Here is a 12,230-nt window from a genome sequence, read left to right on the forward strand (position 1 = left end):
ACGGGCATTTCTGGTCGGAAATCACGAACCGGCGATGAATTCCGTGGATGAGGACCGATTGGCCGCGCTGGCGTCTTGTTTCAATACCGGGCTGCACTCAAATCAGCTGTCTTCGCGTTTGCGCAGACATCGGTCCGATGCGCCCGCAACCAGCCGGAGCCTTCCGGGGAGACCGCTTTATGAGTTTCGACCAGACGACTGTCGCCGCCTATCTGGAAGTCATCACCATCAACCTTGTGCTCTCTGGCGACAATGTCGTGGTGATCGGCATGGCGGCCGCAGGCCTCGCCAAGGCGTTGCGGCAGAAGGCGATCATCGCCGGCATTGCCGCGGCGGCGGTGATCCGCATCGTCTTTGCCGTGATCGCGGTGCAGCTGCTGGAAATTCCTGGGATCATGCTGGTCGGCGGCATGCTTTTGTTCTGGGTGTGCTGGAACATGTTCCAGGAGTTGCGCTCGGCCGGCGACGGCGAGGACGTCGACAATGAAGCCGCAGCACTTGCGACGGCGCGGCCGGCCAAGGCGCTGCGCACCGCGATCCTGCAGATCGTCGTCGCCGATGTCTCGATGTCGCTGGACAATGTGCTGGCCGTGGCGGGCGCCGCCGCCCACGACATGAATGCGCTGGTGTTCGGTCTCATCCTGTCGGTGGTTCTGATGGCGGTCGCCTCGACGCTGGTGGCGGCGCTGCTTGCCAGGTATCGCTGGATCGGCTGGCTCGGTCTGGCAATCATCGTCTATGTCGCGGGAAATATGACTCTGGACGGCGTCGAGCAGATGAGAACGGTCGGCTTCCACGCGCTGCTCTCGCCAGTTGCAAGCTAGATCCTCCTGGCGATCAAATGATATCGAAAATCCGCCCTGGGTTGAGAATGTTGTGCGGATCGAACGCCACCTTCAGCCGGCGCATGGCTGATAGTTCGGCGTCGCTGCGCACGAGGTTCAGCCATTTCTTCTTGTCGAGGCCGATGCCGTGCTCGGCCGAGACGGCGCCACCGCATGCCGCCACGCCGCGATAGATAATCTCATAGGCGGCCGCCGGTTCCGTGGTGTCGACCTGATAGTGCAGATTGCCGTCGCCGAGATGGCCGAAGACGTAGATCTCGGCGCGGCTGTCGACGGCGTGGATCGCGGCTTCGGCGTTGCGCAGGAAATCCGCCATGGTCGCCAACGGGATGCTGATGTCGACGCCGATCATGCCCTCGATCGCAAACAGGAAGCGGTTGGCCTCTTCGCGCACATCCCATAGCGCACGGAATTCGCGCGGCGACTGCGAGACGACCACGTCGGCGACGATGCCGTCTTCGACCGCCTGCATCAGCACCGAAGCGAAACGCTCGCCGTCCAGCTCGGCCTGGTTGCCCTGGATCTCGGCCAGCACGTAAACCGGCGCGCCGGCCGGCAGCGGCGCCGGCGCCGCCATGCCGGCAATCATGGAGCCGTAGAGCGGCGAGAAATTCACCTCATAGGCTGACAGCAAGGGACCGAGCCGCTGCTTGAGCAGGTCGAGCAGCGCAATGGCCGCCCCCAGCGAGCCAAGCGCGCAGAATGCGGCAACCTCGGTGGCGGGCTTGGGATGCAGCCGCAGGCAGGCGCGAGTAACCACGCCCAGCGTGCCTTCGCTGCCAATGAAAAGCTGGTTGAGATCGTATCCCGAATTGTCCTTGGCCAGGCCACGCAACGAAGTCAGGATCGAGCCGTCGGCAAGCACGGCCTCCAGCCCCAGAACCTGGGCGCGGTACATGCCGTAGCGCAGCACGCGAATGCCGCCGGCATTCGTGGCGATGTTGCCGCCGACCGTCGCCGTGCCGCGCGCGCCGATGTCGACGCCGAACATCAGGCCGGCTGCATCGGCCGCTTCCTGCACCATTTGCAGCGGCGCGCCGGCCTGTGCGATGATGGTTGCCGCGGCGCGGTCGGGCGCTTCGACCGCGGTCATGCGCTCCAGCGACAGCACCGCTTCGCCCGGCTGCACGCGCGCGCCGCCGGCCAGCCCGGTGCGGCCGCCATGGACGACCAGCTTCTGGCCGATACCACTGCATAGGCGCAGGATTTCGGCGACGTCGGCGGCGTTGCGCGGACGCAAGACCAGTTCGGGCTGGCCGCCGCCCTTGCCGGAGAGGTCGTCGCCATAGCGCGGATCGATAGCATCGCAGATCACAATCGCGGCGGCATCGAGCCGACGATATAGCTGGGAAAGAAGCCGATCGATCTGTTGTGTCATGGTGCCTGGACTTTTCAGCGCTCTTTGTGACCGAGACTTTGATGCGCGACAATTTTCGCGTCAATTGAACAAATTTACGCACGGTATAATCTGTCATTGCGCGTTGAACCCACTGACGTTTCCTGTAAATTTCGTCTGCCGTTGCGTGGCGGACGCGCCGGCTGCAGGACCGTGGGCAGCGTCAAGGGATGACCGAGGTTCTGGCGCGTGCCAGACGAGGATTGAATGCCAATGACGCACAAGACGATGGAGGATTTCGCCCGCTCCTGCGGCGTCTCCAGGCCGACGCTGTCGAAATATTTCGACGATCCGACCAGCGTCAAGCCGGCAACGCGCAAGCGCATCGAAGAGGCGTTGCGGTCGTCCGACTACCAGCCCAATCTGTTTGCCCGCAACCTCAACCGCAAGCGCACCCGCGCCATCGGCATTGTCGTACCGACGGTCACCGATCCCTTCTATTCCGAAATGGTCAGCCGCATCGAGCTCAGGCTGCGCGACGAGGGCTACTGGCCGATCGTCATCTCCTCGCATGGCTCAACCGAGCTCGAAATGGAGGCGACACGTACCATCCTGTCGCTGAAAGTTTCGGGCGCGCTGATCGCGCCGCTCGGCTTGCGCTCGGACCGGCGCACGCTGGAGAAGCTGACTCAGACAATGCCGGTCGTCTATTTCGATACCTATCTCGAAGGCGGCACGCCCTTTGTCGGCAACAACAATGCCCAGAGCGTCTCGACCATCGTCGACTATCTCTGCCGCTCCGGCGACGCCCCGATCTATTTCGACATCCCGCATGTCAATCACAATTCGCCGGAGCGCCTGAACAGTTACGTCGCCGCGATGCGTCAGCTTGGCCAGGAGCCGGTGGTTATCGGCAACACCCGAGACTACACATGGGATTTCGAGCGCATCGGCTACGAGCAGATGGAACAGATGCTCGGGGCCAGCGGCCTGCCGGGCAAGACCAGAGGTCTGCCCGGCAAGACCGGGGGTCTGCCCGGCAAGACCGGGGGTCTACCCGGCAAGACCATACTGTGTGCGAATGACCGCCTGGCCTTCGGCGTGATGGCGGCAGCCTTCGCGAAAGGGCTGAAGATCGGCCGCAAGGCCGATTGCGACCTGCGTATCGCCGCCCATGACGACCATCCGCTGAGCCGCTACACCTGCCCCGCACTGACCACCATCGCGCAGGATTTTGCCGCCATGGCGGGGCGCAGCGTCGAGACACTGCTCGCTCTGCTCAACGAGGATAGGGCAAACGTCGCGCCGAAGGTCAGCCTCGACGCCGCCCTGGTGATGCGTCAGTCCGCTTGAGCCTTTCCAAAGGCAGGATCGAAGCTTCGCCAAGCGGCAATGGCGGCGGCAACCGCCTGTCTCGCTGCCGGGCCGTGACGGCCCATCGAGACGAAGCCGTGGATCTGACCGGGCCAGTGTTCCAGCACGACCGGCACGCCGGCCTGCTGCAGACGCCTGGCATAGGCCTCGCCTTCGTCGGCGAGGATGTCGCGACCGGCGATGGCGATGAAGGTGGGCGGCGCACCGGCGAGGCTTTCCGCCTTCAGCGGTGAGGTACGCCAGTCGCCGATGTCGGCGGCATTGCGGATATAATGGTCGCGGAACCAGGCCATGGTCGAGGCGGTCAGGCCAAAGCCTATGGCGAAGCGGCGATAGCTGTCCGTCGTCTGCCCGGCATCGGTGTTGGGATAAAACAGCAGCTGCGCTGCCGGCGGATTTTTGTCCCCCCGCGTGAGCAGGCCGAGCACCGTGGCGAGATTGCCGCCGGCGCTGTCGCCGGCAACCGCGATGCGGGCAGCGTCGATGCCGAGTTCGTCCGCGGCGCTTTGCATGAAGGCAAGTGCCGCTCGGCAATCCTCTATCGCCGCCGGGAATTTGTGTTCCGGCGCCAGCCGGTAGTCGACGGAAACGACGACAGCGCCTGCCTCGTTGGCGAACCAGCGGCAGATCTCGTCATGCGAGTCGAGATTGCCGATCACCCAGCCGCCGCCATGGAGATAGAGCAGCGCCGGAGCGCCTGCCGAAGGCGCGCCCTGCCCGCGATAGATCCTGAGCCTCAGCGGATCGCCGAATCCGGAGATGATGCGCTCGCTGAGTGCTGCGACCGGTTCACGCTCGCCTTGCAGGTTTGGGAAGCCTTCATTATAGGCACGGCGCGCCTGTTCTGGCGTTCCCGTTTCGAACGGCGGCGCGCCGGCCTGGCTGCCGAGCTCGAGCACATGCCGGGCCTCCGGATCGAGAGTCGACGGGGACGGTGGCGATGTCACGGCGAATCTCCCGTCAGGCAAGCAGGGTTGCCGCTTCGTCTTCGCCAAGCAGCGGCGGCTGGTCGACCGTGCCGTTGACGGCAACCGAGCCGCGGCTTTCGCCGGAAGCCAGGATCGCCTCCATGATCTCCAGCACCTGCAGCGCCAGCTCACCGGAGGCGCGCGGCTTTCTGCCCGTGGCCAGCGCGCGCGCCAGATCGGCGACGCCGAGCATGCGGTAATTGGCGCGGTCGGGCGCCACATAGGGCCAGTTGCGGGCGCCATACAATTCGCTCTCGCTGGCGAAATCGGCCCAGTCGGCGCCACGTTCCGACAGCGAGACCGTGCCGCCGAACGTGTCGGGATCGGGTAGCCTGAGCGAGCCTTCGGTGCCGTGCAGTTCAATGGGATGGTTGGAGTGTTTGAAAACATCCCATGAGGCGCCGAAGGTGACGGTGGCGCCCGAGCGGAATTCGAGCAGCGATATTATGTTGGTCGGCGTGCCGACCTTGAACGTCGTGTTCTTGAACGGCCCGTCGGCCGTGATCAGCCTCTCCTCCTGGCCGCGCGTCGCCATCGCCATGACGCGCTCGACCGGCCCGAGCAGATTGACCAGCACGGTCAGGTAATAGGGACCCATGTCGAACACCGGACCGCCGCCGGGCTGATAATAGAATTGCGGATTGGGATGCCAGTGCTCCATGCCCCGTCCCATCATGAAAGCGGTGCCGGTCACCGGCTTGCCGATGGCGCCGTCATCCATCAGCCGGCGCGCGCGGCGGCCGGCTGCACCCAGGAATGTGTCCGGCGCCGAGCCGATCAGCAGGCCGCGCTTCGCGGCCTCGGCGACAAGCCGGCGGCCGTCGGCGGCGGAGGTTGCCAACGGCTTTTCGGTGAAGACGTGCTTGCCCGCCGAAAGCGCCGAGAACGAAATATCGAAATGCGCCGCGGGGATTGTCAGGTTCAGCACGAGGTCGATATTGGGGTCGGCCAGCAGCGCGTCAACGCCGAGGGCGCGGATGCCGTATTCCCTGGCGCGCAGCTCGGCCATGTCAGCGGAAATGTCGGCGCAGGCGCGTAGCTCGACACCACCAAAGAGCGCTGCATTGCGCAGATAGGTCATCGAGATGTTGCCGCAGCCGATGACACCGATGCCGAGCTTTGTCTCTGATTTTCCGTGCATTTCCAGCTTTCCTCCGAAGCCAAGGGCATGCTGCGCAACCGTTGCAGTTCCCACGACCCCCCGCAATCCGCTATACAGGACTTTAAATGTTGACGCGCGTAAAATTTTTATAGAGCTTATGAGAATTCTGGCGTGCACTGGGAGGCCGCCAGCGTGAGGAGGAGAACATGACCGGCATGAAAAACGGCCGACGGCCGCTGCGAAGCCCGTGGCTCATGCGCGCTTTCCGTCGCGCATCAGAGACCGGGATGGGTTCAGGCATAGATCACCTTGGCCCCGATCCTATCAAGCTCGCTGCGTATTGGACCGGGCAGGCCATCGTCGGTGATCACCACATCGACGGCCGACAGCGAAAATGCCTTGGACGTCCCGCTGACGCCCCATTTGCTCGAATCGGCGAGCAGGACAACGCGCCGGGCCATGCGAACGAGGTTTCGCTTCGTTCGCGCCATGTCTTCGTTCACGTCGACCACATCCAGTGACGAGTCTATCGCATGCGCTCCAACAAAGACCTGATGCGCTACCAGGCCGCCGAGAGCCGTATCGGCATCGGTGATCAGCGTGCTCACCGTGTCGGGATAGACCCGGCCGCCGATCATATGAACGTCGAGCCCGGGACGATGCATAAGATGCTGCACGATATTCATGGCCGTGGCCGCGACCACGACATTGCTGAGCGGCGGTAACTGCATGGCAAGCTGCATCAAGGTCGAGCCACCGTCGAAGATGATCGACTGGTTGTCCTCGAAAAGGTCGAGCGCCGCCCGGGCGATGCGCTTCTTTGCGTCGAGGTTCGTTTGCATCCGCCGCGCGAACGCGGCCGTCGTCGAATCGGTGGTCCGGGTCACCGCTCCTCCACGGGTCTTGGTCAGCAGTCCCTTGCGGTCCAGTATTTCGAGGTCGGAGCGCACCGTGACCTCCGACACGCCAAACCCGTCCGACAGGTCCTTGATGCGAACCTGTCCGCTGCGTTGCACCTCGCCCAGGATCGATTGGCGTCTCTGCTCCGACAACATTGCCCTGCCCTTGCCTGCCTGCGCCGAGCAATCGCGCCGGCCTCGGCTCACCTTACCGGAAATATGCAGATTCGAAAGCTTTCGAAAGATTGTTTTTCTTTTTTCTTTCGGAAACACTGGATCGAGCATTTTTAAATCAACCGATCAGGGAATTTTGGACTCATGAGCCTAGGAACCAAGGTGCGCCTCGCGCGCCTCTTCTCGCATCCATCGGGGAACCTTTTTGGCGGCGCGGTCGACCACTTCGTCGGCTATGGCGACGTGCGCAAAGGCGGCCTTGCCGACCTGCCGGGTGCGCTCGCACGCGTCATGGCGGGCAAACCCGACTACGTCAGCATCCAGCCTGGCACCGCGCGCCATCTGTGGCCGCAATATGCGGGCAAAGCTTCCCTGGTGATTCAGGCGGGCTGCTTCACTGCGGACGATCGCATCAGCGAGTTGATCGCAACGCCCGAGGACGCGGTGCGCGCGGGGGCCGATGCGTTGGCCGTGGCCATTCCGGTGCGCGGCGCGACGGAGGGCAAATACATACGCTGGCTGACCGATTCGGTGAATGCGGCGGCCCGCTACGGCATGCCTGTGGTGGCGCATATCTACCCTCGCGATTTCACCGACGGGGCAAAGATCGTCTTCACGCCCGACGAGATCGCCTATGCGGCGCGCATCGGTTACGAGTCCGGCGTCGACGTGATCAAAATCGGCTACACCGGCGATTTCGAGTCGTTCCGGGAGACCGTCCGGACCTGCCCGGTGCCGGTTGTCATCGCGGGCGGTCCAAAGACCGATACGCTGCTCGGCGCGCTTCAGCAGACGGCGGACGCCATCCGTGCCGGCGCGCGCGGCGCCGTGGTCGGCCGCAATCTCTGGGGGCACGGCGATCCGGAGAAGGCAGCGCTTGCCTTTCGCGGCGTCATCCATGACGGCCTTTCGGCGCAAGACGCCCTGGCGAAGGCGGGCGCCTGAACGATGCCCACCATCCCCTCAATCCTCGGCTTCGGCGCTATTGCGATCGACGACATCGTCTACGTCGATCAGCCATTGTCGGCGGGCAAGGGTAAGGTTCTGCAAAGTACCCGCGCCTTCGGGGGAAATGTCGCGACGGCGCTGGCCGCCGTCGCGCGGCTCGGCGGAACCGCCGGGTTCGTCGGATGGCTGGCCAGTGCCGCGGACAACGCGGTGCAGCTCGATCTCGTGGCGAGCGGTATTGAAACCGCATTCGCGCCGCGCCATCCCGACGCGCGCCCGGTGCACTCGCGGATCACCGTCGGCTCGGACGGGGAAAGGTTCATCGCGTATGACGACGATGCGATGCTGGGCACCGCTCCGGACTTTCCGGACGATATCCTCAGCCGCGCAACCGTCCTGATCGTAGATAGCTATGCGACCGGGTCTCTGGATGTCGTGGCTCGGGCTCGCGATCTCGGCCTTGCGATCCTCGGCGATATCGAATGGAGCAGCGGCCCCGCCACGGAGCGGCTGATCGCGCTCTGCGACCATCTCATTCTTCCACTTAGCTTTGCACGGACTGCCACGGGGCGCCGATCGCCTGCCGAGATGCTCGATGCCTTGTGGTTGCCGTCGCGGTCCGCGGTGGTTCTGACCGATGGCGGCAGGGGTGTGTACTATCGCGGCCGTGAAGAGACAGGTCTCTGGCACCTGCCCCCGCACCGGGTTGCGGTCGTCGACTCCACAGGCGCGGGTGACTGCTTTCATGGCGCCTATGCCCATGCGTTGACGCGCGGAGCCGACACCGCGGGCCGGATCGCATTCGCGGCCGCGGCGGCGGCCGTTTCGATAACGGGGCGTGGCGGGCGCGAGGCGCTTCCGACCGAGGAGCAGGTCACGCAACTCCTGGCATCGGCGAACGCGCCGTCAGCAGTCGACCTGAAATGCGCATGTGGATGCTGGAGCATGACCTGAAACGATCCGACGAAACATTTCGCAGGCGAACACAAGCCCAGGAGAATCATAAAAATCAGGGCTTATACTTGTGGAGGGAGGAATATGGCAGAAGTCATTCTTGAGAAGATCTGCAAAACCTACGGGAACAGTTTTCGCGCAATCGACCAGTTGAACCTGTCGGTCAAGGACGGCGAGTTCTTGATCCTCGTCGGGCCTTCCGGCTGCGGCAAATCCACGGCGTTGCGAATGATCGCGGGGTTGGAAGACATCACCAGCGGCAGCCTTCGGATCGGCGGGGTCGACGTCGTCGACATGCCGCCCAAGGACCGCGACATCGCGATGGTGTTCCAGAGCTACGCGCTCTACCCGCATATGACGGTATCCGAAAACATCGCCTTTTCGATGCGGCTGGCAGGCAAGCCGAAGGCCGAGCGCAAGAAGCGCGTGGACGAGATCGCCAAAACTCTTCAGCTGACGTCTTTGCTGGACAGCAAACCCGCGAACCTGTCAGGCGGGCAGCGTCAACGGGTTGCCATGGGCCGCGCCATGGTGCGCGAGCCGGCCGCCTTTCTCATGGACGAGCCGCTTTCCAATCTGGATGCGAAACTGCGTGTGCAAATGCGCGCCGAAATCACCAGCCTGCAAAAGCAGCTCGGCGTCACGACCATTTACGTGACCCACGATCAGATCGAAGCGATGACGATGGGCGACAGAGTCGCGGTGTTGAAAGGCGGTGTGCTGCAGCAGGTCGACACACCCAAGAGGCTCTATGAATCGCCGGTTAACGCCTTCGTTGCCGGCTTCATCGGCTCTCCTTCGATGAACCTTTTCGAGGCGACCCTGAAGGGCGGCGAGCTCGCTTTTCGCGACTTCGCCGTCCGGCTGCAGGATGCAGCCTTCGTGCGCAGGCCGGCCTTGAGGTCGTATGCGGGGCGCAAGGTCGTGTTCGGGATCAGACCGGAGGATCTTTATGACAGCAGCCTTGAATCCGGTCGCAAGTATCAGACGATACCGGCCAGGGTGACCTCGATCGAGGAACTCGGCTCCGAACAGATCGTCCACATGAACATCGACGCGGTCCGGGTGGACTCCGGCGATCCGGATGCGGTGGACGATTTCGGCCTGGCGTCGAACGCGGTGGCGAGGTTCGAGCCGATCAGCGCCGTCCGCTCCGGCTCGGAAATCCGGTTGGCCGTGGATGATGCCAAGTTCCATTTCTTCGATCCCGAAACGCATCTGGCGATCTGAAGATCTGCGGAAGACCGCGGGCGGGAGCGAGGTGCCTGCGGAAGATACAAGAAGGCTTCTGAATGAACAGACGATCGTCCGCATTGTGCGGCCGACCTTGAAGAAGGAGGAGAAAATGATGTTTCGGATACGACCCGCGATGCTGAAAATAGCCGCGGCCGCATGGTTGCTTGGTGCAACCGGCGCCATGGCGGACACGACGCTGGAATTCACCCAATGGTGGGAGCCCGAATTGCCGGCGGGATCGCTCAGGGCAATCATGAACGACTTCGAGGCTGCAAACCCCGGCATCAAGGTGACGCTGGTCAGCGGTCCCTATGCGACCACGCGAGACCAGATCTCGGTCGGCGCCGCAACCGGAACGCTCAGCGACGTCGTCGGTCTCGACGGCGCCTGGGTGAACAATCTGAACGCGCAGGGTGCGCTGGCCGACATGAACCCGATGATGGATGCGAGCGGGTTCGACAAGACCCAGGTCGCGGATATCATCAAGGTGGACGGCAAGGCGGTGATGTTTCCCGTGGCTTCGTTCGTCTATCCGGTCTTCGTCAATCTGGACCTCGCCGCCCAGGCAGGCGTCACCAAGCTGCCGTCGACCCGCGCGGAGTTTCTCGAAGCCGCCAAGAAGATGACCCATGCCGACAAGAACCAGTATGGCTGGGTGCTGCCCCTGTCGCTGCAAACGCCGTCCGGTGTCCAGAACGACCTGATGTCGTGGGTCTGGGCCTCGGGTCAATCGATGATGGCTGAAGGCAAGCCGGCTCTCGAGGGCAAGCCGGTCGTCGATATGCTCACTTTCGTCAAATCGCTGAACGACGCCGGCGTCATCTCGCCCGGCATTGCCACCAAGACCGAGCAGGAGAAGGTCGAGGAATTCGTCAACGATCGGGTCGGAATGATGATCGACTCGCTCGCCCATGTGAATCTCATCCGCAAACGCAATCCCAAGCTGAACTTCGACCTCATCCCGGTCCCGGTCGTGGCGGACTACAGCGGCAAGCGCGGCCTTCCCTATGCCTCCTGGGGCATCGGCATCTCTGCCGCCTCGAAACATCAGGATGAAGCCTGGAAGCTCGTCCAATATCTGATGAGCGAGAAGGTGAATGCCAAGCTCGTGTCGCTTGCAAACGCCTTCCCGGGCAACGTCAACGCCAAGCCCGATTTCGTGACCTCGGACAAGGCTTTCGCCAAGGCTTTCGAAATCTTCAAGACCGGCTATCTCGCCAACGAGTTCACGGGCCTGCCGGTGGCTGAAGACCTGATGACCCAGTTCGACGTGGAGGCTCAGAAGATGCTTGCCGGCGAGCAGTCTCCGGAACAAGCCGCAACCAACGCTCAAAAGGGCTGGACGGCGAAATTCTGAGCGGCCCATTGCCCGTTTGCTATCTTCCACCGGGTGGCCCGGCCTCGGCCAGGCCACCCGTCAACAACGGATCGGCAATTTGAGATGGACCTGTTTTTGAAGCGCACCTTCCTCCTGAAGGCACATCCCAGAGGTCGCACATGACCGGGCAGAAGCGCTCCCACCATCGACTGAAACGAGCGGTCGCACCCTATCTCTATCTGTCACCATCGCTCCTCATAATCGGCCTTCTGATGCTGCTGCCGATGGTGACGGTGATTGGCTATTCGTTCCAGAACAGCGCGGTGCTGCGTCGCGACCCGTCCTTTGCCGGACTGAAACACTACCAGGCGATCTTTGCCGATCCGGTGTTCTGGGCCTCGCTGTGGCACACGCTCTACTTCACCTGCATGAGTGTCGTCTTCCATATGACCATCGGCATGCTCTTCGCACTCATGCTGAACAGCGACCGCATCAATCCGACGCTGCGCAACATCCTGCGCGTGCTGTACATACTGCCCTGGCTGTTCACCGCGGTGATTATCGCGGTGATCTGGCGCCTTCTGCTTGAGCCGAATGGTGTCGTGAACAGTGTTCTAATGCAGATGGGCATCATCGGTTCCAAGGTCGAGTGGTTTTCCTCGCCCGCGACCGCGCTGCACGCCGTCACCTTCGCCAATATCTGGGCGGGCTACCCGCTTTTCATGGTCAGCCTGCTCGCAGGCTTGCAGGGCATTCCCAAGGATTTCTACGAGGCCGCCGATATCGACGGCGCGAAGGCCTACCAGAAGCTGATCTTCATCACCATACCGCAGCTGATGCCGATCATCATCAGCATCTCGCTGCTCGACTTCATCTGGACCATGCAGGTCTTTCCATTGATCTGGATAACGACGGGTGGCGGTCCGATCTACTCGACCGAGGTCCTCAGCACCTACACGTACAAGCTGGCGTTTTCGAGCTACAACCTGTCGCAGGCCTCGGCGAGCGCCGTGGTCATCCTGCTGATCTCTCTCGGCCTGACGCTGTTCTACATCCGCTATCAAAAGGCTCGGTAG

11 protein-coding genes are annotated in these 12,230 nt (G+C 62.9%); 7 read left to right on the forward strand and 4 right to left on the reverse strand.

Annotated features, from left to right (window positions below; genetic code table 11):
* The first annotated feature begins 179 nt into the window (after nt 1–179).
* Complete coding sequence (locus tag NL532_RS27350) at nt 180–824, forward strand: YjbE family putative metal transport protein (protein WP_023687004.1); 645 nt, start codon at nt 180–182, stop codon at nt 822–824.
* Between the two features lie 13 nt (nt 825–837).
* On the opposite strand, the gene NL532_RS27355 is transcribed toward NL532_RS27350, so the two are convergent.
* Nucleotides 838–2,223 carry an FAD-binding oxidoreductase gene (locus tag NL532_RS27355; protein ID WP_023827991.1) on the reverse strand — a complete coding sequence of 462 codons (1,386 nt, stop codon included), beginning with the start codon at nt 2,221–2,223 and terminating at the stop codon, nt 838–840.
* Nucleotides 2,224–2,448: 225 nt separating this feature from the next.
* Here NL532_RS27355 and NL532_RS27360 point away from each other — a divergent pair, with 225 nt between their 5' ends.
* The gene (locus tag NL532_RS27360; protein ID WP_031196230.1) at nt 2,449–3,534 is read left to right on the forward strand and encodes a LacI family DNA-binding transcriptional regulator; all 1,086 of its coding nucleotides are present in this window, start codon (nt 2,449–2,451) and stop codon (nt 3,532–3,534) included.
* Here the strand turns inward: NL532_RS27360 and NL532_RS27365 are convergent.
* The 3 genes from NL532_RS27365 to NL532_RS27375 form a co-directional block, all read right to left on the reverse strand.
* On the reverse strand, nt 3,522–4,502 hold the full coding sequence (locus tag NL532_RS27365) for an alpha/beta hydrolase (protein ID WP_023827990.1): 981 nt from the start codon (nt 4,500–4,502) through the stop codon (nt 3,522–3,524). The two genes, NL532_RS27360 and NL532_RS27365, sit on opposite strands and share 13 nt — an antisense overlap.
* 13 nt (nt 4,503–4,515) lie before the next feature.
* Nucleotides 4,516–5,664 carry a Gfo/Idh/MocA family protein gene (locus tag NL532_RS27370; protein WP_023827989.1) on the reverse strand — a complete coding sequence of 383 codons (1,149 nt, stop codon included), beginning with the start codon at nt 5,662–5,664 and terminating at the stop codon, nt 4,516–4,518.
* Between the two features lie 254 nt (nt 5,665–5,918).
* Nucleotides 5,919–6,680 (reverse strand): DeoR/GlpR family DNA-binding transcription regulator, encoded by a 762-nt coding sequence (locus tag NL532_RS27375; RefSeq protein ID WP_023686999.1) that lies wholly within the window; start codon nt 6,678–6,680, stop codon nt 5,919–5,921.
* A gap of 162 nt (nt 6,681–6,842) precedes the next feature.
* On the opposite strand from NL532_RS27375, the gene NL532_RS27380 reads away from it, so the two are divergent.
* From NL532_RS27380 to NL532_RS27400, 5 genes are all read left to right on the forward strand, one after another.
* On the forward strand, nt 6,843–7,643 hold the full coding sequence (locus NL532_RS27380; protein ID WP_023692211.1) for a beta/alpha barrel domain-containing protein: 801 nt from the start codon (nt 6,843–6,845) through the stop codon (nt 7,641–7,643).
* Between the two features lie 3 nt (nt 7,644–7,646).
* Nucleotides 7,647–8,600: a PfkB family carbohydrate kinase gene (locus tag NL532_RS27385; RefSeq protein WP_023827988.1), complete on the forward strand. Its 954-nt coding sequence runs from the start codon at nt 7,647–7,649 to the stop codon at nt 8,598–8,600.
* Between the two features lie 84 nt (nt 8,601–8,684).
* On the forward strand, nt 8,685–9,830 hold the full coding sequence (locus tag NL532_RS27390; RefSeq protein WP_023686996.1) for an ABC transporter ATP-binding protein: 1,146 nt from the start codon (nt 8,685–8,687) through the stop codon (nt 9,828–9,830).
* A 115-nt stretch (nt 9,831–9,945) separates the two neighbouring features.
* Nucleotides 9,946–11,193, forward strand: coding sequence for an ABC transporter substrate-binding protein (locus NL532_RS27395; RefSeq protein WP_023740601.1), 1,248 nt, complete (start codon nt 9,946–9,948; stop codon nt 11,191–11,193).
* 140 nt (nt 11,194–11,333) lie between these two features.
* Nucleotides 11,334–12,230: a carbohydrate ABC transporter permease gene (locus NL532_RS27400; RefSeq protein WP_023682645.1), complete on the forward strand. Its 897-nt coding sequence runs from the start codon at nt 11,334–11,336 to the stop codon at nt 12,228–12,230.

The sequence above is a fragment of the Mesorhizobium sp. C120A genome (assembly GCF_030323105.1).
In the GTDB taxonomy this organism is placed as follows: domain Bacteria; phylum Pseudomonadota; class Alphaproteobacteria; order Rhizobiales; family Rhizobiaceae; genus Mesorhizobium.

Coding starts and splice junctions, on each gene's coding strand:
- NL532_RS27400 (WP_023682645.1), top strand. CDS start 11,334: ATGACCGGGCAGAAGCGCTCCCACCATCGACTGAAACGAGCGGTCGCA.
- NL532_RS27395 (WP_023740601.1), top strand. CDS start 9,946: ATGATGTTTCGGATACGACCCGCGATGCTGAAAATAGCCGCGGCCGCA.
- NL532_RS27375 (WP_023686999.1), bottom strand. CDS start 6,680: ATGTTGTCGGAGCAGAGACGCCAATCGATCCTGGGCGAGGTGCAACGC.
- NL532_RS27380 (WP_023692211.1), top strand. CDS start 6,843: ATGAGCCTAGGAACCAAGGTGCGCCTCGCGCGCCTCTTCTCGCATCCA.
- NL532_RS27385 (WP_023827988.1), top strand. CDS start 7,647: ATGCCCACCATCCCCTCAATCCTCGGCTTCGGCGCTATTGCGATCGAC.
- NL532_RS27370 (WP_023827989.1), bottom strand. CDS start 5,664: ATGCACGGAAAATCAGAGACAAAGCTCGGCATCGGTGTCATCGGCTGC.
- NL532_RS27355 (WP_023827991.1), bottom strand. CDS start 2,223: ATGACACAACAGATCGATCGGCTTCTTTCCCAGCTATATCGTCGGCTC.
- NL532_RS27360 (WP_031196230.1), top strand. CDS start 2,449: ATGCCAATGACGCACAAGACGATGGAGGATTTCGCCCGCTCCTGCGGC.
- NL532_RS27350 (WP_023687004.1), top strand. CDS start 180: ATGAGTTTCGACCAGACGACTGTCGCCGCCTATCTGGAAGTCATCACC.
- NL532_RS27390 (WP_023686996.1), top strand. CDS start 8,685: ATGGCAGAAGTCATTCTTGAGAAGATCTGCAAAACCTACGGGAACAGT.